The organism is Tsukamurella ocularis, assembly GCF_024807615.1.
In the GTDB taxonomy this organism is placed as follows: Bacteria; Actinomycetota; Actinomycetes; order Mycobacteriales; family Mycobacteriaceae; genus Tsukamurella; species Tsukamurella ocularis.
Map to the genome: position 1 here is coordinate 682320 of NZ_JANUCJ010000001.1, position 24145 is coordinate 706464.

13 protein-coding genes are annotated in these 24145 nt (G+C 70.8%); 6 read left to right on the forward strand and 7 right to left on the reverse strand.

What is annotated here, in order from left to right; translation table 11 throughout:
• Positions 1 to 31: 31 nt before the first annotated feature.
• Positions 32 to 1258, reverse strand: coding sequence for a Glu/Leu/Phe/Val dehydrogenase dimerization domain-containing protein (locus HNP44_RS03450; protein WP_259141445.1), 1227 nt, complete (start codon positions 1256 to 1258; stop codon positions 32 to 34).
• Positions 1259 to 1400: 142 nt separating this feature from the next.
• A complete protein-coding gene (locus HNP44_RS03455) occupies positions 1401 to 1910 on the reverse strand; it encodes an Lrp/AsnC family transcriptional regulator (protein WP_259141444.1) in 510 nt (169 codons plus the stop codon).
• Between the two features lie 155 nt (positions 1911 to 2065).
• Here HNP44_RS03455 and hppD point away from each other — a divergent pair, with 155 nt between their 5' ends.
• The 4 genes from hppD to fahA are packed head-to-tail and all read left to right on the forward strand — an operon-like array spanning position 2066 to position 6563.
• Positions 2066 to 3310 carry a 4-hydroxyphenylpyruvate dioxygenase gene (gene hppD / locus HNP44_RS03460; protein ID WP_259141443.1) on the forward strand — a complete coding sequence of 415 codons (1245 nt, stop codon included), beginning with the start codon at positions 2066 to 2068 and terminating at the stop codon, positions 3308 to 3310.
• Between the two features lie 27 nt (positions 3311 to 3337).
• Positions 3338 to 4528: a homogentisate 1,2-dioxygenase gene (locus tag HNP44_RS03465; protein ID WP_259141442.1), complete on the forward strand. Its 1191-nt coding sequence runs from the start codon at positions 3338 to 3340 to the stop codon at positions 4526 to 4528.
• Positions 4525 to 5370, forward strand: a complete 846-nt coding sequence (locus HNP44_RS03470; RefSeq protein ID WP_259141441.1) for a hypothetical protein — start codon at positions 4525 to 4527, stop codon at positions 5368 to 5370. Before HNP44_RS03465 ends, HNP44_RS03470 begins: the two co-directional genes overlap by 4 nt.
• Positions 5367 to 6563: a fumarylacetoacetase gene (gene fahA / locus HNP44_RS03475; protein ID WP_259141440.1), complete on the forward strand. Its 1197-nt coding sequence runs from the start codon at positions 5367 to 5369 to the stop codon at positions 6561 to 6563. Before HNP44_RS03470 ends, fahA begins: the two co-directional genes overlap by 4 nt.
• A 71-nt stretch (positions 6564 to 6634) precedes the next feature.
• Here fahA and HNP44_RS03480 read toward each other — a convergent pair whose 3' ends face one another.
• Both HNP44_RS03480 and HNP44_RS03485 read right to left on the reverse strand, forming a co-directional pair.
• Entirely contained in the window at positions 6635 to 7660 is a 1026-nt protein-coding gene (locus HNP44_RS03480; RefSeq protein ID WP_259141439.1) for an aspartate-semialdehyde dehydrogenase, read from the reverse strand.
• A 2-nt stretch (positions 7661 to 7662) separates the two neighbouring features.
• Positions 7663 to 8928, reverse strand: coding sequence for an aspartate kinase (locus tag HNP44_RS03485; RefSeq protein ID WP_259141438.1), 1266 nt, complete (start codon positions 8926 to 8928; stop codon positions 7663 to 7665).
• Between the two features lie 151 nt (positions 8929 to 9079).
• On the opposite strand from HNP44_RS03485, the gene HNP44_RS03490 reads away from it, so the two are divergent.
• The gene (locus HNP44_RS03490) at positions 9080 to 9877 is read left to right on the forward strand and encodes a hypothetical protein (protein ID WP_259141437.1); all 798 of its coding nucleotides are present in this window, start codon (positions 9080 to 9082) and stop codon (positions 9875 to 9877) included.
• A gap of 47 nt (positions 9878 to 9924) precedes the next feature.
• Positions 9925 to 11145 (forward strand): mannosyltransferase family protein, encoded by a 1221-nt coding sequence (locus HNP44_RS03495; RefSeq protein WP_259141436.1) that lies wholly within the window; start codon positions 9925 to 9927, stop codon positions 11143 to 11145.
• A gap of 101 nt (positions 11146 to 11246) precedes the next feature.
• Here the strand turns inward: HNP44_RS03495 and HNP44_RS03500 are convergent, their stop codons facing one another.
• Genes HNP44_RS03500 through HNP44_RS03510 form a run of 3 tightly spaced genes read right to left on the reverse strand, consistent with a single transcriptional unit; the run spans position 11247 to position 23598 of the window.
• Complete coding sequence (locus tag HNP44_RS03500) at positions 11247 to 11450, reverse strand: MbtH family protein (RefSeq protein ID WP_224648152.1); 204 nt, start codon at positions 11448 to 11450, stop codon at positions 11247 to 11249.
• Positions 11451 to 11500: 50 nt separating this feature from the next.
• Positions 11501 to 12340, reverse strand: a complete 840-nt coding sequence (locus tag HNP44_RS03505; protein WP_259141435.1) for an ABC transporter permease — start codon at positions 12338 to 12340, stop codon at positions 11501 to 11503.
• On the reverse strand, positions 12337 to 23598 hold the full coding sequence (locus HNP44_RS03510; protein ID WP_259141434.1) for a non-ribosomal peptide synthetase: 11262 nt from the start codon (positions 23596 to 23598) through the stop codon (positions 12337 to 12339). Before HNP44_RS03510 ends, HNP44_RS03505 begins: the two co-directional genes overlap by 4 nt.
• Between the last annotated feature and the right edge of the window lie 547 nt (positions 23599 to 24145).

Genomic DNA, 24145 nt, shown 5'->3' on the forward strand with positions numbered 1-24145 from the left:
CGGACCGGGCCCTGGGCCCGGTCCGGTCTCGTCAGACGAGCTGGTCCAGCGCGATCTCGAACGCGGTCGCGGCCACCAGCGTCGAGCTCGCGGAGCGCGCACGACACCGCTCGAGCGCGGTGCCGATCGTGCGCGAGACGTCGCCGAAGATCACCTCGTCGGACACCTCGACCTCGCCCTCCATGAGCATCGCGAACGCGCGGGCCATACCGCAGTTCGCGATGAAGTCCGGAATCACGGCGACCTGCCGATCAGCGTGCTCGTACACCGGGCCGTAGAAGATCTCGGGGTCGGCGAACGGGACGTTGGCCCCCGAGGCGACGACCTCGAGGCCGACGCCGATCATCGCATCGACCTGTTCGCGGGTGACGAGACGCGAAGCAGCGCAGGGCAGGAAGACCTCCGCGCCGACCGACCAGATCCGCTCCGCGGCCTCGTCGAACGGAAGCAGATCGTCCGCGACCAGCTGGTTGCCCCGTTTCGCCAGGAACAGGTCGGTCACCTCGTCGGCGCCGAACCCCTCATGCCGGACGAGGCCGCCGTCACGGTCCAGAATTCCGACGACGAGCGCCCCTGCCTGCGCGGCGTAGAAGGCCGCGGCAGCGCCCACGTTGCCCCAGCCCTGCACGATCACCCGCTTGCCCGCGAGCGAGCCGCCGTAGACTCGGTAGAAGTGTCGCACCGATTCGGCGACGCCCCAGCCGGTGATGAGATCGGAGACGCTGTAGCGGCTCCCGTGGTCCGGCGTGAACCGCGGGTCCTCGACCATCTTCGCGACGCCGAGCCGGAGTTGGCCGACCCGCTGCACGTGATCACGGCCGTCCGCGGCGAAGTGACCGTTCACCACGCCCTCCTGCGGGTGCCACAGGCCGTAGCTCTCGGTGATCGGCACGACCTCCGACTTCTCGTCGACGTTGAGGTCCCCGCCGGTGCCGTAGTAGGCCTTGAGCAGGGGCGTGACCGCCTTGAACCAGCGCCGCAGCACCTCGTCCTTACGCGGGTCCGTCGGATCGAAGTCGATCCCCGACTTGGCGCCGCCGATCGCCGGCCCGGCGACGGTGAACTTGACCTCCATGGTCTTGGCGAGCGATTCGACCTCGCGCCGGTCGAGACCGCGGCGCATGCGGGTGCCGCCGCCGGCCGCGCCGCCGCGCAGGGAGTTGATGACGGTCCATCCGCGGGCGGAGGTCTCGGGATCGTGCCATTCGAAGACCACCTCGGGCGCCTTCGCTTCGAACCGGGTGAGCAGCTGCTTCATGTCGCTCCTGAGGACTGCGGGATACCGATGTGAACGGCATCACTGTGGAACTCACAGCACCTCGCAGGCAACGATCCGCCGGACGATCACACAGAATGCGCACCGAATGCGCAGCCCCGGGATGCGGAGCTGTGCAATCTGCTCAGGCGCGGTACCGCGGCGAGCGGGACACCGGTCGTGCGTCCAGCGTCCGTAGGAGCGGCATCGCCCGGAAGGGCACGATCTCGGACAGCACGACGATGCTGATCGACCGCGCGACGAGCGGGGAACGCCCGATCCGGAGCAGGGTCTCCTGCAGTCCCTCATGCGATTCGGCTGCCACCCGGCACAGCACGTCGCTCCCGCCGGTGGTCGCGAAGGCCTCGAGGACGTTCGGGACGTCGGCGAGCGCCTCGGCGACGGCGCTGAGCTCGCCCTGCGCCGTCTCGAGCTGGACGAAGCACTGCACGCCGAAGCCGGCGGCCGCGACGTCGAGGTGCGGCTGATAGCCCGCGATGACACCCGCGCCCTCCAGCTTCTTCAGCCGCGCCTGGACCGTCGCGCGGGCGACCCCGACTCGGCGCGAGGTCTCGAGCACCCCGATCTGCGGGTCGCGGTGCAGCGAGTCGAGCAGCGCGAAATCGACGTCGTCCAGTTTCACGGGTTCCAACATTGCACGATCTTCCTAGTCGATCTGCCTACATCTTCCGCCAGCGGGGCCGCCGTTCGGAGCAGTTTGGGCAGCCGGAGCTGTCGCTGTTGTCACCGGCCCCGCGCGGGCCGATGGTAGTGATGCACGTTACATCCGGCCCGGAAGGCGAGACGACCATGACCACGAAGACCGCGCCCGAGCAGACCTCCCTCGAGCAGACCCTGACCGACGAGGAGAAGCTGGCGGGCCTCGGCGCCGAGCAGTTGCACCAGCTCGTCGGGCTCGTCTCCTACGACGCCACACGCGACGCCTTCCCGGTCAACGGCTGGGACGCGATCGTCTTCGTCGTGGGCAACGCCACCCAGACCGCGCACTACTACCAATCCGTCTGGGGCATGGAACTGGTCGCGTACCGCGGCCCGGAACAGGGCGCACGCGACCACAAGTCGTACGTGCTGCGGTCGGGGTCGATCCGGTTCGTCGTCCAGGGCGCCGTCGGCCCGGACAGCCCCCTCGTCCGGCATCACGCCCTGCACGGCGACGGCGTCGTCGACATCGCGCTCGAAGTGCCCGACGTGGACCGGTGCATCGCGCACGCCCGGGCCTCCGGCGCGACCGTGCTCGAGGAGCCCCACGAGGTGACCGACGAGCACGGCACCGTGCGCGTCGGCGCCATCGCGACGTACGGAGAGACGCGGCACACGCTCGTGCAGCGCGTCGTCGACGGTGCCCGGTACGACGGGCCCTACCTCCCGGGTTACGTGCCCGCCACCAGCACCTTCCGTAAGCGCGACGGTGCGCCCACGCGCATCTTCCAGGCCCTCGATCACATCGTCGGCAACGTCGAGCTCGGCCGGATGGACGAGTGGGTCGGCTTCTACAACCGCGTCATGGGCTTCACCAACATGGCGGAGTTCATCGGCGACGACATCGCCACCGACTACTCCGCCCTCATGTCCAAGGTGGTCGCGAACGGCAACCACCGCGTGAAGTTCCCGCTCAACGAGCCGGCGATCGCCGCGAAGCGCTCGCAGATCGACGAGTACCTCGAGTACTACCGCGGCCCCGGCGCGCAGCACCTCGCCGTCGCGACGAACGACATCCTCACGGCGGTCGATTCCCTGCGCGCGGAGGGCGTGGAGTTCTTGAACACCCCCGACGCCTACTACGACGATCCGGAGCTCCGAGCGCGGATCGGCCAGGTCCGCGTCCCCGTCGAGGAGCTGCGCGCGCGGGGCATCCTGGTCGACCGCGACGAGGACGGCTACCTGCTGCAGATCTTCACCAAGCCGCTGGGCGATCGCCCCACTGTGTTCTTCGAGATCATCGAGCGCCACGGCTCGCTCGGCTTCGGCAAGGGCAACTTCAAGGCCCTCTTCGAGGCCATCGAGCGTGAGCAGGACCGCCGCGGCAACCTCTGACGCGACACCGGATCCAGGAGGAATCCCATGGCCTACTACCGCAGCGTCGGAACGATCCCGCCCAAGCGCCACACTCAGTTCCGGCGCGAGGGCGGCGAGCTACACTACGAGGAACTGGTCGGCGAGGAGGGCTTCTCGTCCGACTCGTCCCTGCTCTACCACCGCGGCATCCCGTCGGCGATCACCTCCGCCGAGACGTGGGAGCCGGGCGACCTGAGCCTGACGCCCAACTCGCCGCTCCTGCCCCGGCACCTGCGCCTGCACGACCTGTTCGACGGCGCAGCCGCCGCGGACCCGGTCACCGGGCGGCGCCTGGTGCTGGGCAACGCGGACGTGCGGATCTCCTACGTGGTCGCCTCGAATCCGTCGCCGCTGTACCGCAACGCGATCGGCGACGAGTGCGTGTTCGTCGAGGAGGGTTCCGGCGTCGTCGAGACGGTGTTCGGAGCCCTCGACTTCCGCGCCGGCGACTACGTCCTGATACCCCGCGCGACCACCCACCGCTGGGTTCCCGCCACGGGGACGACGGTGCGCGCCTACGTGATCGAGGCGTGCGGCGGGGGCGGCGGGCACATCGCCCCGCCGAAGAGGTACCTCTCGCGGTACGGCCAGCTGCTGGAGCACGCGCCGTACTGCGAGCGGGACCTGCACGGCCCGTCGGAGCCCCTGCTGCGCGAGGGCACCGACGTGGAGCTGCTGGTCAAGCACCGCGGCGCGGGCGGCGCGACCGGCACGCGCTACGTGCTGCCGACGCACCCGTTCGACGTCGTCGGGTGGGACGGGTGCCTGTACCCGTACACCTTCAACGTCGCGGACTTCGAGCCGATCACGGGCCGGGTGCACCAGCCGCCGCCGGTGCACCAGGTGTTCGAGGGGTCGGGATTCGTCGTCTGCAACTTCGTGCCGCGCAAGGTCGACTACCACCCGCTGTCGATCCCGGTGCCGTACTACCACTCGAACGTGGACTCCGACGAGGTGATGTTCTACGTCGCCGGCGACTACGAGGCGCGCAAGGGCACCGGGATCGGTCCGGGTTCGATCTCCCTGCATCCCGGCGGTCACGCGCACGGCCCGCAGCCGGGCGCGATGGAGGGCAGCATCGGCATGGAGCGGTTCGACGAGCTCGCGGTCATGGTCGACACCTTCGCCCCGCTGCTACTCGGCGAAGGGGCACGAGCCGTGGACGACGGTGTGTACTACCGCAGTTGGTCGCGATGAGCTCACTCCTGGCCGGGCTCGTCGACGACGCCGGCCTGTTCCCGCCGACGGCGCTGTCGATGGGCGAGGCGCTGGCGCGGCACCGCCGCGACCTCGCCGGGGGCGACCCGATGCTCACGCACCGGTTCCTCTGCCCGGTCGAGCGGATCGACGAACTGCGCGCCGGTCTCGCCGATGAGGACCGGATCGCGCTGGGCCTCATCGCTTCCGCAGGAACGCCCGACGGTGCGCTCGCAGCCGCTTCGGCGACGGTCGACGCCGACCCGCGCCTGCGGCTCGCACTCGTGGAGATCGCCTGCGATCCCGCTGATCTGGGCGCGGCACTCCCGTCCGCGACCGCCCTCGGCACGCAGGTCTTCGTCGAAGCTCGCGACCGCGCGGACACCCCGCGCCTCGCCACAGCCCTCGCGGGACGCGCAGCGGGGCTGAAGATCCGGTGCGGCGGAGCCCGCTCCGATCTGTTCCCCCACCCCGACGAGGTCGCGGCCGTGCTCGTCGCGGCCGCAGCCTCGGGGGTCCCCGTCAAGGCGACGGCCGGCCTGCATCACGCGGTGCGGCACCGCGATCCGGCGACCGGTTTCACCCACCACGGCTTCCTCAACCTGGTGCTGGCCGCCGCGCGTGCCGCGGCCGGCGCACAGCACGGAGCCGTCAGCGCCGCGCTGGCGAACACCGACGGCCCGGCGCTCGCCGCCGAGGCGGCGGGCCTCTCACCCGCCGGGACCGCGGCGGCCCGTCGGCTCCTGCGCGCCTACGGCTCCTGCAGCACCGCGATCCCACTCACCGAGGCCGCCGCACTCGGCCTCGCCCCCGCACCTCTCACCGAAGGACAGCGATCGTGACCACCACCTGGGCGCCCGTGCCCGCCGGCTCCGGCTTCGGCGTCGAGAACCTGCCCTACGGCGTCTTCCGTCCTGCCGACGCCGCACCCCGCGCCGGCGTGCGCATCGGCGAGCACGTGCTGGACCTCTCCGCGGCACTCGGCGATCCGGTCTTCGCGGCGCCGTCGCTGAACGGCTTCCTCGCGCGCGGCCGCGCCGACTGGCGCCGGGTGCGCGCCGAGATCATCGCGCTGCTCACCGATCCCGCGCGGGCGGCCGAAGGCACCGCCGCCCTGCATCCCGTCGCGGAGGTCACGCTGCTGCTGCCCTTCGAGGTCGCCGACTACGTGGACTTCTACGCCAGCGAGCAGCACGCCACCAACCTGGGCCGCCTCTTCCGCCCGGACTCCGCGGCGCTGCTGCCGAACTGGAAGCACCTCCCCGTCGGCTACCACGGCCGTGCAGGCACCGTCGTCGCCTCGGGAACGCCGATCGTGCGGCCGGCCGGGCAGCGGAAGGCACCGTCGGACGAGATCCCCGTGTTCGGCCCGTCCGTGCGCCTGGACATCGAGACGGAGCTCGGCTTCGTCGTCGGCGCGGGCAGCGACGCCGGGAAGCCCGTCGGCACCGGGGGTTTCGCCGAACACGTCTTCGGTGTCTGCATCGTCAACGACTGGTCGGCGCGCGACATCCAGGCGTGGGAGTACGTGCCCCTCGGCCCCTTCCTCGGGAAGAGCTTCGCCACCTCGGTCTCGCCGTGGATCGTGCCGCTGGAGGCGCTGGAGGCCGCGCGCATCGCGACGCCCCCGCAGTCCCCCGAGCCGCTCCCCCACCTGCGTGACGTCGAGGACTGGGGTCTGGACATCGAGCTGGAGGTCGAACTCAACGGGGAGACCGTGTCCCGCCCGCCGTACGCGCCGATGTACTGGTCGCCCGCGCAGATACTGGCGCACATGACGTCGAACGGCGCGCGGCTGCGGACCGGCGACCTGTTCGCCTCCGGCACCGTTTCCGGCCCCGAGCGCGACCAGCAGGGCTCGTTGATCGAGCTCACGTGGAACGGCGCCGAGCCGCTGCGCCTGGCCGACGGTTCCGAGCGCACCTTCCTGGCGGACGGCGACATCGTCACCCTCCGCGCCACCGCGCCGGCCCCGGGCGGCGGCCGCATCGACCTCGGCGAGGTGACGGGGCGGATCGCCCCGACGCCCGCCTGACCCCGGGGGAACGACGAACGGCCCACGGATTCCTCCGTGAGCCGTTCGATCCGTTCCGTCGAGCAGCGTCGCTAGACCAGGAGCTCCGCGATCTGCACCGTGTTCAGCGCGGCACCCTTGCGCAGGTTGTCGCCGCTGATGAACAGCGCGAGTCCGCGGCCCTCGGGCACGCCCGGATCCTGGCGGATGCGGCCGACGAGTGAGTCGTCGGCGCCCGCGGCAGCGAGCGGCGTCGGCACGTCGACCAGCTTCACGCCGGGCGCTGCGGCGAGCAGCTCCTGCGCCCGCGCCACCGACAGCGGCGCGGCGAACTCGGCGTTGATCGACAGCGAGTGGCCGGTGAGCACCGGCACGCGCACGCAGGTGCCACTCACGAGCAGCTCGGGCAGGCCGAGGATCTTGCGCGACTCGTTGCGCAGCTTCTGGTCCTCGTCGGTCTCACCCGAACCGTCGTCCACGAGCGCGCCGGCCAGCGGCAGCACGTTGAACGCGATCGGCGCGACGTACTTGTTCGGCGCGGGGAAAACCACGGCCGAGCCGTCGTGCACCAACTTCTCGGCCTCGGACTCCACGGCGCGGACCTGGGAGACGAGCTCCTCCACGCCGGCCAGGCCGGAGCCGGAGACGGCCTGGTACGACGAGACGATGAGCCGCTGCAGGCCCGCCTCGTCGTGCAGCACCTTGAGCACCGGCATCGCGGCCATCGTGGTGCAGTTGGGGTTGGCGATGATGCCCTTCTTCAGGTCGCGGACCTGCTCCGGGTTCACCTCCGAGACCACCAGCGGCACGTCCGGGTCCTTGCGGAAGGCGCTCGAGTTATCGATCACGGTGACGCCGGCGGCGGCGAACCGCGGCGCCTGCACCCGCGACATCGTCGCGCCAGCGCTGAACAGCGCGATGTCGAGCCCCGTCGGATCAGCGGTCTCGGCGTCCTCGACGACGACCTCGCGGTCACCGAAGGGCAGCTTCTTACCCGCGGAGCGGGAGGACGCGAAGAAGCGCACCTCGTCGGCCGGGAAGTTTCGGTCGAGCAGCAGCTGCCGCATGACGGCGCCCACCTGGCCGGTGGCGCCGACGACTCCTACGCGTACGCCCATGACTACCGCCCCGTCCCGCCGTAGACGACGGCGTCCTCGTCGGCACCCAGGCCGAAGGCCTCGTGCAGCGCCTTGACGGCCTCGTCGAGCTCGGTGTCGCGGATGAGCACCGAGATGCGGATCTCCGAGGTGGAGATCAGCTCGATGTTGATCCCGGCCGTGGACAGTGCCTCGCAGAAGGTGGCGGTGACGCCGGGGTGGCTCTTCATGCCGGCGCCGACGAGCGAGACCTTGCCGACGTGATCGTCGTAGACCACCGAGTCGAAGCCGATCTCCTTGCGCAGGACCTCGAGCTTCTCGACGCCCAGCGGGCCGAGCTCGCGCGGCAGCGTGAACGTGATGTCGGTGCGGCCCGTGTCCACCTTGGACACGTTCTGCAGCACCATGTCGATGTTGATCTCGGCGTCGGCGATCGCGCGGAAGACGCGGGCGGCGTAGCCCGGCTTGTCCTCGAGGCCGACGACGGTGATCTTCGCCTCGCTGCGGTCGTGGGCGACGCCGGTGAGAATTGCCTCTTCCACGGGGATGTCCTCCATAGATCCGTTGACGATGGTGCCGGGCTTGGTCGAGTACGACGAGCGCACGTGGACCGGGACGTTGTAGCGGCGCGCGTACTCCACGCACCGGAGCATGAGCACCTTCGCGCCGCACGCCGCCATCTCGAGCATCTCCTCGAAGGAGACGGTCTTGAGGTGCTTGGCGTTGGGCACGATGCGCGGGTCGGCGGTGTAAATGCCGTCGACGTCGGTGTAGATCTCGCACACGTCGGCGTTGAGCGCGGCCGCGAGCGCGACGGCGGTCGTATCAGAACCACCGCGGCCGAGCGTGGTGACGTCCTTGGTGTCCTGTGACACGCCCTGGAAACCGGCGACGAGGACGATCTTGCCGTCGTCGATGGCGGCCTGAACACGCCCGGGCGTCACGTCGATGATCTTCGCCGCGCCGTGCCTACTGGTGGTGATGACGCCGGCCTGCGAGCCCGTGAAGGACTGCGCCTCGGCACCGAGCGAGTGGATGGCCATCGCTACGAGCGCGTTGGAGATGCGCTCGCCCGAGGTGAGCAGCATGTCCATCTCGCGGGCGGGTGGCGCGGGGCACACCTGGTTGGCGAGATCGAGCAGCTCATCGGTGGTGTCACCCATCGCGGAGACGACGACGACGACGTCGTTGCCCGCGCGCTTGGTCTCCACGATCCGTTCGGCCACGCGCCGGATGCGCTCGGCGGAGGAGACGGAGCTGCCTCCGTACTTCTGGACGACGAGTGCCACGTGGAACCTCTCCGTTGCGGGCTTCGATGTGCGCCTCGATCGTACCGACCTGGGTTCTTCGGCCCGGAGGGCACCGCTCCAAGCGGTGGGCAACCCACCGTTCAGCCGGATCACGGATAATCGGTGGGAACGCGAACATCAGGAGATCCCCATGAATCCCTACGGCGGCCAGAACCCCGGCGGACGCCCCGCCGGGCAGCCGGGCGGACGGCCCGGCGCCCAGCCCGGACCGTGGCAGGGCGGCTACCAGCAGCCCGGCCGTCCGCAGGCTCCTCAGCAGGGCGGCTACCCCGCCCCCCAGAGTGGTCCCGCGGGCCCCCAGGGCACGCAGGGCTTCGGCCAGCCGGGGCAGCCGCAGGGCGGGTACCCCGCCGGCCCGCCGCCGTACGGGAACGGCCCCGTCGGCGGACGGAACGGCGGCGGGAACGGCGGCGGCAACAAGGGCCTGATCATCGCACTGATCTCGATCGTCGCCGTGGTCCTCGTCGCCGGCGCGGTCGCCCTGGGCGTGAGCCTGCGCAGTGACGACACGTCGACGGCGTCGCCCGTCACCTTCTCGGCGGGCGCCACCACAACGACGGCGGGCGCCCCGTCGACGGGCGCGGTCGTACCGCCCACCGAGCCCGCCACCCAGTCCGACGGCTTCCTCACCACCGCCCCGAAGACCACTACCGGCTCGTCGACGGGCCAGACGGTGCGCCTGAAGCTGTCGGCCACCGGCAGCGGCGCGGGCGCGGTGCTGGTGGTCGGTGTGCAGGGCAACACCATCCCGAAGGCGTCCACGCTGCCGTGGGAGTGGCAGGGCACCGCGACGATCGGCGACCGGATGTCGCTGCTCGTCACCGGCACCGGCCCGGTGACCTGCACCATCGTGGTCAACGAGCAGGAGTTCACCCAGTCCGGGACGAACACCGTCGACTGTACGATCACCCGGGTCGCCGCGCCGTGACCGCGGTCGGCGCGCGCGGGAACGCCGTGCCCGACACCGTCGGTACGATGCAAGCCGTGCCGACCGCCCCCGACCTCGCCGACTCCGGAGCCGCGACGGCACCGTCGTCCCTGCTGGACCGCACCCGCGACATCTGGCTTCCGGTCGTGCTCTACCTCGCGATCCGCGGCATCGGCCTCGCGGTGCTGGCCCGGTTCGCACAGCTCCGCAACCAGAACCTCGCCGACCTCCTGACGGCCTGGGACGGCAAGTGGATGATCGGGCTGGCCACCTACGGCTACAACGACATGCCCTGGCGGTTCGTGGACGCGCGGGGCGAGCACACCGCCGACACGGCGTACGCCTTCTTCCCCGGCTTCCCCATGCTGGTGCGGGCCGTGGCGCAGCTGCCAGGCTTCGACGCCTACCGCGCCGCCCTCACGGTGAACGTGGTCCTCGGTTGCGTGGCTGCGGTCGCGGCGTACCGCCTCGGGCGGTTGTGCGTCGAGCACATGCCGAAGGTGCCCGTCCACCTCGCCGACCGCGCCGGCCTCCTCACGACCGTGCTGTTCGCCGCGGCCCCGATGTCCATCGTGCTGACGATGGCCTACACGGAGGCGTTGTACTGCGCGCTGGCCGGCTGGGCCCTGGTGGGCGTGATGGAGCGCAAGTGGATCCTCGCGGGGATCTGCACGGCCCTGGCCGGCTTCTGCCGCCCCACGTCGGTGGTCCTCATCGGGGTGGTCGCGCTCGCGGCGCTCCTCGCGGTTCTCTCGTCCGACGGTGCCGAACGCGTCAAGGCAGCGACCTGCGTACTGCTCACGCCGCTGGGATGGCTGACCTACCTGCTGGTGGTGGCGCACCACACCGGGAGCCTGACGGGCTGGTTCCGGATCCAGACGGAGGGCTGGGGCACCACCTTCGACCTGGGCGTACAGACGTGGCAGTTCGTCAACTACACGCTGATCAACGGATCGGACATCGCGGACCTGTCGGTAGTCGCGCTCCTCGCGGCGTCGATCGTGCTGATCGTGCTCGCGGTCCGCGCGAAGATGCCGTGGCCGGTCACGCTGTACGGCGCCCTCGTCGTGATCTCGCTGCTCGGCTCGGGCGGGCTCATGATGTCGCGCCCGCGCCTATTGCTGCCTGCCTTTGTGCTGCTGATCCCGATCGCCATCGCCCTGGCGAAGGCCTCGAAGCGGGCGCAGGCCTGGACCTGCGTCGGCGTCATCACCGTCACCTGCTGGTACGGCGCGCACATGGTGAGCGTGTACCCGCACGCGATGTAGGACGGCGCACCGTCGGGCGCGACACGACGGGCCCCAGGGCCGGACGTACGCCGAGGGCCGGCAGGGCTGAGCCCGGCCGGCCACGGCGGTGGGGGGTGAGGTCAGGCGCGCAGGCTGAGCGGACGGATGTCCGACCAGGCCGACTCGATGTACTCGAGGCACTCCGCCCGGGAGCGGCCGCCCTCGCCGAAGGCGACGGTCCAGCCGCGCGGGGCGTCGCGGAACGTGGGCCACAGCGAATGCTGGCCCTCGTCGTTCACCAGCACGAGGAACTCGCCGGACTCGTTGTCGAAGGGGTTGTTCATATTCGTTTCTCCTTGTTGGAGGGATGGTGGGTCGGTCGGTCTGTCGGCCGTCAGTGCTTCATGTAGGCACGGGCGGCGAGGGGCACGATGATCACGATCATCGCGAGGGAGACGAGGGCCGAGTACGCGGTCGCGTGCTGCGCGGCCCAGTTGATGGGCTCGTCGACGATGGGCTTCGGGCTCAGGGGATTGCCGAAGGCCTCCCGCAGCGAGCGCGCCATCGAAGTCACGGGGTTCCAGGAGGCGATCGTGCGGAGCGGGCCGGGCAGGTCGCCGGAGGCGATGAACGCCGAGGAGATGAAGGCCATCGGGAACATGACGATCATGCACAGCGCCTGCGCGGACTCCGGCGTCGAGACGGACAGGCCGATGAGTGCACCCAGCCAGGACATCGCGAGGCCGAAGAGGAACAGCGCGGCCAGGGAGACCACGGCGTCGACCCAGCTGCCCCGCATGCGCCAACCGACCGCGAGGCCGACCAGCAGCATCACGGCCACGCTGATCACGTTGACCACGAGGTCGGACGTGGTGCGCCCGACCATGACCGCGAGGCGCGACATGGGCAGTGAGCTGAAGCGGTCGATGATGCCGTTCTTCATGTCCGACGCCACGCCGATCGCGGTGGGGCCCGAGCTGAACGCCACGGTCTGCACGAGGATGCCGGCGAGCAGGAACTCGCGGTAGCGGTCGCCGCCCACCTCTCCACCGAGGGCCGACCCGAAGACGTAGCTGAACAGCAGCACGAACATGATCGGCTGGACGGTCGCGCCCAGCAGCAGCTGCGGGATCCGGACCAGCGTCGTCAGGTTGCGGCGGGTCATCACCGCGCAGTCGCTGAGGAATCCGCCCAGCGACGGCTCCCGCTCCCGCGGGAAGATGATCGCGGTCATGCGTTGTTCTCCTCGGTCTTGTTCGCGTCCTCGCCGGTGAGGGCGAAGAAGACGTCGTCCAGGGTGGCCTCGCGCAGCATCGCTGACTCGACGTAGACACCGGCCTCCCGTAGGTCATTGAGCACGGCGACGAGCTTGTGCTGGCCGTCGGCCACGCGGATCGCGCTGAGCCCGGAGGCCTCCCGGATCGCGGTGCCGTCGATGGCGTGCCGGGCCAGGATCGGCCAGGCGGTCACTCGGTCGCGCTCGCGCAGGCCGATCTGGATCAGGTCCGCCGCGGCGGCCGACTTCAGCTCCGGCACCGTGCCGGACCGGATGATCCGGCCCTGGTCGATGATCGTGACCAGGTCCGCCAGGATCTCGGCCTCGTCCAGGTACTGCGTGGTGAGCAGCACCGAGATGCCGTCCTCCTTGCTGAGCCGGGCGATCACGTCCCACACGTCCTTGCGGCTGCGCGGGTCGAGGCCGGTGGTCGGCTCATCGAGTACCACCAGGCGCGGGCGGGCGACGATCGCCCCGGCCAGGTCGAGACGCCGGCGCATGCCGCCCGAGTACGTGCCCGAGGCGCGATCCGCCGCGGCGGTGAGCCGGAACTGCTTGAGCAGCTCGTTCGCGCGGGCCTTCGCCGAGATCTTGTCGAAGCCGTAGAGGCGGGCGAACATCTCGAGGTTCTCGCGGCCGGTCAGGTTCTCATCGACCGCCGAGTACTGGCCCGAGAGGCCGATGATCGACCGGGCGCGGCGCGGATCGGCCAGGGCATCGACGCCGTCGATGGTCACGGACCCCTCGGAGGGCTTCATGAGCGTCGAGATGATCTTCACCGTGGTCGTCTTGCCCGCGCCGTTCGGGCCGAGCAGCGCGTGCACGCTGCCGGGCGCGATGTCGAGGTCCACGCCGTTGAGCGCGTACACCGCCTTCTTGCCGCGACCGTACTTGCGCGCCAGGCCCCGGACGCTGACCAGCGGCTTGGTGTCGTCGAGCGTCTTGCTCTTCGACTTGACCACCGCGGTGTAGTTGCCGGTGAGGAAGGCGTTCATGGTGCGGGCGACCTCGTCGATCGCCGGCGACGAGCCGAGCTGATTGTGCGTCGCCTCGATGTCGTGCACCTGTACCAGGCCGGTCACGTACGGCCGCCACAGCTGCGGCACGAGGCCGCCCGTGGTCTGCTCCGTCGCGCGGAAGACCAGCATGTTGCCGTCGTACTCGCGCGGGCGGTGCGAGTAGCCCAGCGTCGTGTTGTGCCGATAGTTCGCCAGCAGCCGCTCCATCTGGCCGCGCGAGAGCTCTCGCGCCGGGCCGCCCGCCGAGGCCAGCAGGTCCAGGGCGTGGTCGGTGGTGAGCTCGGCGTCGTCGTCGACGTCGAGGCCCACGAACTCACGCAGCAGCGCCGCGATCGACATCTCCTCGCGTGGACCGCGGTATTCGCCCAGCGGGTAGGCGTCCATGAGGGCCAGGTTGACCTTCTCGCCCAGCTCCCGCAGTTCGACGGCCATCTCGTGCGCAATGAGGCCGCCGAGGGACCAGCCGAGCAGGCTGTACGGGCCGTGCGGTCGGCTCGCCCGGATGTTGCGGACGTAGGTGCGCGCCAGCTCGCGGATCGAGTCGGCGGGCGGCATCGGATACGAGATTCCGGGCGCCTGCAGGCCGATGATCGGGATGCTCGGGTCGAGCTCGCCCGATAGGCCCAGGTAGTTCCACGCGAGCCCGACGGCCGGGTGCACGCAGTACAGCGGTTCGACGCCCGGGGTGCCCGCGCGCAGCGGCAGGATCGGGTCGGTGATCGCGGTATCGGAATCTGCTGCCACGCCGGTGATCACGGCGGTGGCGGACACCGGCGCCGGGGCGCCCGCGATCCGGGCCGCGATCGTGCTGACCTTGGCGTCCTCGAAGAACCAACGGATGCTGGCCTCGTCGGAGTTGAACCGCTCGCGCAGCCGATCGACGGCGATCGCGGCCTGCAGCGAGGTGCCGCCGACGGCGAAGAAGTCGTCGTCCATGCCGAGGGAGGCGACGCCGAGGACGTCGGAGAGGATCTCCGCGACGGCACCCTCGAGGCTGGCCGCCGAGACCGCGCGCCGCGTGGGCGACGCGGGCCTCACGACGGCCGCCAGCGGCGTGGCCGGGGCGTCGTCGGCCTTGCCACCGGACACCGGGCCGACGGGCGGCAGGGCCTTGATATCGGTCTTCCCGTGCGCCGTGACCGGCACACTGTCGATCTCGTGGAAGACCGCCGGGACCATGTGCCGCGGAAGGCGATCGCCCACCCAGGTCCGGAGGTCCCCGACGGTGACGGCGCGCTCGGTCACGTAGTACGCGACCAGGCGAGCCGCGGCCTGCGCTTCGATCGATCCGTCGCCACGGTCAACGACCACGACGGCCTGCCGCACGTCCGGGTGGCTCTCGACGGCCGTGGCGACCTCTCCCGGCTCCACGCGGAAGCCGCGGACCTTGAGCTGATCGTCGCTGCGCCCGACGAATTCGAGCACCGGCTCCCCGGAATCGGAGGCGCGCCAGCGCACCAGGTCGCCAGTGCGGTACATGCGCTTGTAGCCCTGCGCATCGTTGTACGGGTTCGCGACGAACCGCGATGCGGTGAGTTCCGGACGGTCCAGGTAGCCGTGCGCCACACCGGGTCCCGCGACGTAGAGCTCGCCGACGGTGCCGGGCGCCACCAGGTTGAGACGCTCGTCGCAGATCATCAGCTGCGCGTCGGTCACGGCGCTGCCGATGCCCACGTTATCGGGGTCGACGGCGCCCATGGTCGCGGCGATCGTCACCTCCGTCGGGCCGTACGCGTTGATCAGGATCCGGCCGTTGGACCAACGGCGCGCCAGCTCGGTCTGCAGCACGTCCCCACCCACACTGAGCGCCTCGAGCAACGGCAGGTCACGGTCGGGGATCGTGGCGAGCGCCGCCGGGGTGATGAAGGCGTGCGTGACCTCGTTCTCGGCGAGGAAGTCGCCGAGCGGAGAGCCGCCGTAGAGCGTGACCGGCGCGATCACGAGCTCCGCACGCGACCAGGTCGCGAGCAGCAGCTCGAGAATCGAGGCGTCGAAGCTGGGCGAGGCGAAGTGCAGCACCCGGGCGCCGGCGCCGACAGCGTGCTGGCGGACCAGGGTATCGGCCATGGAGGCGAGGCCGCGGTGCGGCACGACGACACCCTTGGGCTTACCCGTGGACCCGGAGGTATAGATGACGTACGCGGGGTCGTCGACGCCCACCGGCGCGACCTCGGCCGGCGGGTGCTGGACGCGCGAGGACGTGAGGTCCACCGTGGTCCAGTCGACGGTCTTCGGCAGCCCCTCCAGGACCTCGCGGACCGCGAGACCCACAGCGGGTTTGGCGTCGTCGAGGATGTAGCCGATCCGCTCCGTCGGGTAGTTCGGGTCGACCGGCAGGTACACGGCGCCGAGGCGGGCGACGGCCCAGAAGGCGACGACCGAGGCCGCGGACCGCGGGATCGACACCGCCACTCGGGTCGCGGTGCCCACGCCGAGCCCGGCGAGGCGGTTGGCGAGCGCCGAGACGGCCGAGTCCAGCTCCGAGTAGGTGTACTGGAAGTCTCCATCGCGCAGTGCAGGAGCACCCGGGCGCTGCCGCACGGCCCGCGCCAGGATCTCCGCCATGGTGTGCGGCTCGATCGTGGTGGAGGCGCGCTGGAACAGCTCCTGCTCCTCCGGCAGCAGCACCGGGAGGTCGGCCACCGGGGTGTCCGGCGACGCGACGCCGGCCGTCACCAGCCGCGCGAGTCGGCCGACGATGCCTTCGGCGGTCCCGGGCCGGTACAGGTCGGTGCGGTAGCGCAGGTTGAACCGGAGTCCCTCCTCGACCTCACGCACCTCGAAGGTGGCGTCGAAGGTGGTGGTGGCCGCGGCCAGCGGCAGCGGCTCCAGCTCGAACATGCCGCCACCGTCGGAGGTGATGACGCTGAGCGGGTCGCCCAGGTTCTGGTGGCTCAGCACCACCTGGAAGACGGGGTGGCGATCGCGGCTGCGTGGGGGCTGTAGTGCCTCGATGACCCGCTCGAACGGCGCGGTCGCGTGGACCAGGTCGTCGAGGTCGCCGCTGCGGATCCGGTCGACGAGGGCGTTGAAGCTCTCGGTACCGGTCACGGCGGTACGCAGCGCCACCGTGTTGACGAACATGCCCACCACGTCGCGCAGGCGGCGGTCGGTGCGGCCGATCACCGGCGTGCCCACGACCACGTCATCGGCGCCGTTGACGCGGTGCAGCAGAGCCGCGAGACCTGCGTGCAGCACCATGAACATGGAAACGCCTCGCTTGCTGGCGAAGTCCGCCAGGGCGTCCCGCTCGGCCTGCGGCAGCACGATGGCGACCTCGCCGGCGTCGGTCGAACCGATCGTCGGGCGCGGGCCGTCGGCCGGGAAGGAACTCTCCTCCGGTACGCCCGCGAGCCGCTCTGCGAAGTAATCCACCGCGCCGGCGTCCTTCTCCGCCTGGCCACGCTGCCACACCGCGTAATCCGCGTACTGCAGGGGCAGTTCGGTCCACTGCGGCTCGGAGCCGGTGCTGCGGGCCAGGTACGCGGCCATGAGGTCGCGGGTCAGCGGCACCACCGAGGCGCCATCGGCCGCGATGTGGTGCACCGCGATCGCGAGGATCGAGCCCTTGCCGGTGGGTGCCGTCATGACACGCAGCGGCACGTCGCGGTTGAGTGCGAAGGGTCGGGCAACGAACTCGGCGATCGCCGACTCCTGGCCCGCGACGTTGGAGGTGGCGATGCCGAAGTCGGCGGCGAAGTCGCGGACCTCGGGCGCATCGGCGGGCAGGATCTCCTGGTACGGGCCCTCGGCAGAGGACGGGTACCGAGTGCGCAGGCTCTCGTGCCTGGCGAGCAGGTCGCGCAGGGCGGCGTCGAGCACAGCCTTGTCGACGGGGCGGCTCGCGAGGAAGGCCGCGCCGATGTTGTAGGTCGGGCCCGGATCGATCTTGTTCTGCAGCCACATCCGCTCCTGCGCGGACGACAGCGGCATGCGGTCGCCGCGTTGGACGCGACGCAGACCCTGGTCCTCGAGCGCGGACTCGTTGGAGATCCGGTCCGGATCGCCGGTGAGGGCGGTCGCGATGGCAGCGGGGGTGCGCAGGTCGAAGACGGTGCGCGCCTCTATCCCATTGCCCAGCAGACCCACCAGCTCGTTCGCCGACAGCGAGTTGCCACCGAGGTCGAAGAAGTCGTCCTCGACGCCGATGGCGTCACTGCCGAGCACCTTGCGGAAGGCCTCGACGACGCGGCTCTCGCCCGGGGTCGTGGGCTTTGCCGCGGCGTTGCCGGTGCCGCCGAAGTAGGGCTCCGGAAGGGCGGCGTTGTCGAGCTTGCCCGTGCTGCCCATCGGCACCGAGGCGATGATCATCACCGCGGCGGGAACCATGAAGCCGGGCAGGCGGGTCCGGACGTGAGTGCGGACCGCCGACGGGTCCACGTCGCCCTTGACGTAGGCGACGAGGGCGGGCGCGCCGTCGGGACCGGGGCGCACCTGGGTGGAGACGAAGTCGACGCCGGGCATCGTGTCGATGGTCGCGTCGATCTCGCCGAGCTCGATACGGATGCCGCGGATCTTCACCTGGAAGTCGTTGCGGCCCACGAAGTCGACGATCAACGGACCGCTGTCGCTGCGGGTCCAGCGGACCACGTCGCCGGTGCGGTACATGCGAGCGCCGGGCTCGCCGTACGGGTTCGCGACGAACCGGGACGCGGTGAGCTGCGGGCGGCGGTGGTAGCCGCGCGCCAACTGCGGGCCGGCCACGTAGAGCTCGCCGGGCATGCCGACGGGCACGGGGCGCAGACCGTCGTCGAGCACCATGAGCCCCTGGCCGCGGACGGGCGGGCCGATCGGCACGCGGCCGTCGCCGGACAGGGCGTCGGAGATCGCGGTCATGATGGTTGTCTCGGTGGGACCGTAACCGTTGTGCAGGCGGCGGCCGACGCTCCACTTCTTCGCCAGGCCGGGGCCCAGCGCCTCGCCACCGGCGAGGACGTGCGTCCACGACGGGACCACGTCCGGGTTGACGGTCGCGAGCGTCGACGGGGTCAGGAAGCCGTGCGTCACGCCGTGATCGGCGATGATCTTCTCCAGCTCGCGGCCGCCGGTGGTGCCCGGAGGCACCACGACGAGCGGCGCGCCCACGCGGATCGCCATGAGATGCTCGAGCACCGTCGCGTCGAAGGCGGTGGAGGCGAAGGCCATCACGCGGGTGTCGGCGCCGGTCTGCAGGCGCACGTGCAGCTCCTCGGCGAAGTTGCCGAGGCCGCGGTGGGTGACCACGGTGCCCTTCGGCTGGCCGGTGGAGCCGGAGGTGTAGATGACGTACGCGGCGTCGTCCAGGTTCGGGACGATCTGCGGGTCGTAGCCGTCGCCGTCCAGGTTGTCCATCGCGACCCAGTTGACGCCCTCCACACCGGTTCCGGTGGCGGTCACGCCCACGCGGGCACGCACGTCGTTCGCGATGTAGTCGCGGCGGTCCTGCGGGTACTTCGGGTCCACGGGTGCCACGGCGGCGCCGGCCAGGGTAATTCCCCAGAAGGCGGTGATGGACTCCGCCGAGCGCGGCAGGTCGGTCAGTACGGCCTCGCCCGGCCGCGAGCCCGCGGCGAGCACGGCCGCGGCCACCTTGCGGGCATCGGCGTAGAGCTCGCGGTAGCTGAGCGTCCGCTGCCCGTCGACCACGGCGGGACGGTTCGCGTACGTGCGGGCGGCCTCGCGCATGAGCTGCCCGAGCGGGGTGTGGAAGTCGGCCTCCACGCCGCGCACTGGGGTCAGCTCGGCGAGCCGCTCGGCCGACATGATCGGCAGCTCGCCGATAGTGGTCTGCGGGTTCGGGCCCACGGCGGTGAGCACGGCGACGAGCGCGTCGAGGATCGACTCGGCCTGCTCTACGCGGTACAGCTCCGAGGCGTAGCGCAGCTCGATGGTGCCGTCGGCACCGAGGGTGAACTCGAGATCGAAGCGGGCGATCGGCACGTCGACGGGGACGACCTCGACGTCGACGCCGGCCATCGGGAAGTGCTGGGTGTCGAAGGGCCGCTGGTTGAGCATCACCTGGAAGATCGGGTGCCGGCCGGCGGCGCGCGGCGGGTCGACAAGCTCGAGCACCGATTCGAAGGGCAGGTCCGAATGGTCCAGTGCGTCGAGGTCGCCGTGGCTGACAGCGGCCAGGTGCTGCGCGAAGGTACGGTCGTTCGCGGTCCGGGTGCGCAGCGGGATCGAGTTCACGAACATGCCCACGAGGCCGTCGAGTTCGGCCTCGCCACGCCCAGCGACGGCGGTACCGACCACCAGGTCGCTCTGGCCGGACAGGCGCGAGATCGTCGCCGCCAGGGCCGCGTGCACCACGATGAACGGCGTGGTGGTGTGGGCCCGGGCGAGGCTGGCCACACCGGCCCACACCTCAGGCGCGACGCGGGTGTCGATCGCGCGCGCTGCGGAGACGATGCCGCCGGAGCGCGGCACCGCCGCGGGCGGCACCGACTCGGCCGGCGGGTCCGCCAGCACGTCGGACCAGAACCGGTCGAGCGCCTGGCGCGGCGCTCCGGTGAGACGATGCTTGTAGGACCGGGCATGCTCGGTGTACGTGCGCGGCAGCGGCGGGAACTTCGGCGCCTTGCCGCTGGTCCGCGAGGCGTAGGCGGTGGCGAGATCACCGGCCAGCGGCATCATCGACCAGCCGTCGGCGGCGATGTGGTGAATCACCAACACGAGCACCTGGTGCCGGCCGTCGATGCGGTAGAGCCGTGCGCGGATCGGCACGTCGGCGGCCAGATCGAAGGGCTCGCCCGCGTAGTCCGAGGCGGCCGACATCAGCTCGTCGAGCGCCACGGAGCGCTCGGTGAAGGGCACGAGGTTCGGGCCGGCGGGCAGCACCTGGACCTCGGGCTCGCCGGCAGTGGGCCCGTTGCGGTACACGGTGCGCAGCGGGGTGTGGCGTGCCACGACGTCGCCCAGGGCGACGCGCATGGCGGAGACATCCACATCGCCGCGCAGGTGCAGCGCAACCGGAATATGGTACGAGCCATCGGGACTCACGCGATTGCGGACCCACATCTGATGCTGGGCGGGAAGCAGCTCGGCCGCCTCCTCCGGGTCCGACGGTGCTGCGAACTCGAGCTCCGGCTCGACGGCGACGGCCGCGGTCTCGGCCGCCGCGGCGATGGCCGCTGCGGGCACGGGGGCGCCGCCGATGGCGGCCGCGAGACTCTCGACCGTGGGGTTCGCGAAGACCGTCGCAACACTGACGCGGGTGCCGGTCGCGGAGCCGAGACGCGCCGCGATGCGGGTGGCGGAAAGCGAGTTGCCGCCCAGGTCGAAGAGTGTGGTGGCGACGTTGAGGTCATCGATGCCCGCACCCGGAATCACCTCGGCGAAGGCCGCGGCGACGAGCTTCTCGGCGTCCGTCTGCGGCCCGCGGCCGGCGGACGCGTCGACGGCGACGCGCTGGGGCTGCGGCAGCTGCTTGTGGTCCACCTTGCCGTTGACCGTGAGCGGGAACTCGTCGAGGGCGACGATGTGCGCCGGAACCATGTAGGCCGGCAGCTCCGCGGAGATGCTCGCGGTGATTGCGTCGACCTCGGCGGTGCCGGTGACGTAGGTGACCAATTCCGCAGTGGCGGAGACGTCGCCGTGGACGACGGTGACAGCGCGCTCGGTGCCCGGTACTCGCATGACGGCGGCGTCGACCTCGCCGAGCTCGATGCGGAACCCACGCAGTTTCACTTGAGAGTCGACCCGGCCGAGGAACTCGAGCTTGCCTTCGGAGTCCCAGCGGACCAGGTCGCCGGAGCGGTACATGCGCGCACCGTCGGCCTCGAAGGGGTTGGCCACGAACCGCTCCGCGGTGAGGAGCGGGTTGCCGTGGTAGCCGCGGGCGATGCCCGGACCGGAGATGTACAGCTCGCCCGCGACGCCGGCGGGCGCCGGGCGCAGGTACGGATCGAGGACGTACAGCCGGGTGCCCGGAATGGGCCCTCCGAGACGGACGGGCTCGTCGCCCGCAAGCGCACCGAGCGTGACGGCAATGGTTGTCTCGGTGGGTCCGTAGACGTTGACGAGGGTGCGCCCCTTGGCAGCCCACTTCTCGGCGAGGGCCTGCGGCACCGTGTCGCCGCCCACGCCGAGCGAGGACAGTGCGGGCAGCCTCGCCGGGTCGAGCGTGGCAACGGCAGCCGGAGTGATGAAGCCGCCGTTCACCTCGCCCTGCGCCAGAACGTCTTCCAGCTCCTCACCGCCGTAGACATCCGGCGGGACCACGACGAGCGCGGAGGAGCTCTCGACGGCCATGAGGAGCTCGAGGACCGAGGCGTCGAAACCCGGCGACACGAAGTGCATCACGCGCGAGCCCTCGGCGAGGCCGTGCGAGCGAACCAGCTCGACGGCCAGACTCGACAGGCCGGCGTGGGTCACGCTGACACCCTTCGGCCGGCCTGTGGAACCGGAGGTGAAGATCAGGTAGGCGGGGTGCGCGAGGTCGATCGCAGGCCAATCAGCCTCACTGACACCGGCGTTCGCTCCGGGCCCCCACACGCGGGCGAGGTCCGCGGGCGTGAGGGTGGCGACGGGGGCAGCGGCGGAGGCAATGTGCTCGGCACGCTCGGCGGGCAGCTTAGGATCGATCGGTACGAAGGCGGCGCCGGTCTTGACGACGGCCCAGACAGCGATCACGGATTCGAGCGAGCGCGGAATACGGAGTGCCACGCGCTCTTCGGGGGCGGCGCCGACCGTCATCAGGTACCGCGCGAGGCGGTCGCTGTACTGGTCCAACTCGCCGTAGGTGATGCTGCGGTCACCGTCGACCACCGCGATCCGGTCGGGATACGCGGCGGCGGAGCGGCGCAGCAGGGCGGGCATCGGGACGGATGGCGCGGCGGCCGCGGGGGCGCCCGCGGCGGCACCGGCGAAGCGGTTCCACTCGGCGGCCTCGGCGGCGGTGACGACGTCGAGCGCGGAGAGGGGTGTTCCTCCCGGCGCGGCGGCGAAGCGCTCCAGGTACTCCATGAAGCGCTCGAAGTGGGCGTCCAGGTCCGCCACGGAGTAGGCGGCCGGGTTGGCCTCCATGTCGATCCGCAGGGCGCCCTGCTCGGACTCGTAGACGGTGACCGCCACGTCCTCGGCCGGGCCGGACGTGAGCAGGTTCAGGGTTCCGGCGGCCTCGCCCAGCGTGATCGCCGAGGAGAACATCATGATGTTGATGGTGTCGCCGAAGGTGGAGCCCACGACGCCCTCGCGCAGCGTGGGCGCCTCCATCCGGGCCGCAGGGTAGAGCTGGTGCCGCAGGCCGTTGCGCAGGTCGAGGCCGGTGCCGTCGATGATGTCGGAGACGGTGGCTCCGGCGCCAGCCCGGACCGGCACGGGGAGCACGTTCGCCGTCATGCCGGTGGAGCCCCGGAGCGCGGCGGTGGTACGGGCAGCCACTGGTACCGAGACCGAGATCTCCTCGCGGCCCGAGACGGCGGCCACGTAGGCGCCGAAGGCGGCGATCACCAAACCGGTGCGATTGGTGCCCAGCCGCTCCGCCGCGGCCTCCAACCGGGCGCCCGCCTCGGCACTGGGGACGCCGTTGCGGCGCCGATTCAGGCTCGACGGTGCCGCGACGACGCGGCTGAGACCCGCCGCCTCGGGAAGAGTCGTGACGACCCCCGCCCAGTACTCGGCGTCGCCCTCCGCGCGCGCCGAAGCGAAGTACTTCTCCTCCGCCCTGACGAAGCCCTCGGGGGCGAGCGGAGCGGGCTTGAGGGGAGGAACCTCGGCGCCGGTGACGCGGGCCGTGTACAGCTCGGCGACGCGACGCTGGAGGATCGAAGCACCGTAGCCATCGATGACTGCGTGGTGCGCGCGGGCGTACCAGAGCCAGCGCCCCTCGGAGACGCTGATCAGGCGGTTGATGATCAGCTCATCGGTCGCCAGGTCGATCGGACGCGAGTACTCGGCGCGCATCCACGCGACGGCGGCGTCGATGCGTTGATCCTCGGGCAGGTCCGCCAAGCCGAGATCGATGACCTGCGCGGCGCTGTCGATGCTGCGATCGATCCACTGCACCGGGGCGCCGGACTCGTCGACCTCGATGCGGACGTACGGGGACAGGAACTCGTCGCTGGCCTCCCGAGTCGCAGCCTGCATGGTCTCGACGTCGAACGGACCACTGATGTCGACGTACTGCGCGACCGTGTAGGCGACGTCCGGGGACATCTGCTGGCCAAGCCACATTCCGTACTGGGCTCCGGTCAGGGAGTGCACCGCGTGGTCCACCAAGCTCTCCTCTACATCACGATCACAACGCAGAACGGTTGCAATCGCAGAATTGTAGGGATGCCGCGCTTGGAATTGCAACATCTTCAACCGGAATTCCCGTGAGCGAAGGTCACAGAAACACCGCAGGTGACAACGGGCATACGCAACGGCGATCACCGACGGGCCGCCATCCAGCGGATTTGCGACCCGCAAGGCCGTATTGCCCAGGTTGGGATTCGCCATCTCAAATTCTGCGCAACGACTCCTCACTGAGAATTCATGAAACGTGTTCTACATCACAGCGGAGCCCCTGGTCGCGGACAGGGTTCCCGACACCGTGCCCGGGCCATTCCCTGCGGCGGGTACCGGAGCAGCACGACGGTGCGCTACATTCGAGACGTGCAGTGGCGCGCCCTTCTCCTCGGTTGCCGCGGCGGGGTCTGATCCAGACCGGCTCCCCGTCGCGGGTTGAGCCGTGCAGTCGCGGCAGCGCCGGTCGAGTCCTCCCGGCCCCTTCGCGGTCGAACCGTCCCTGCCTTTCGCAGGGGTGAACCCGAGAAAGTAA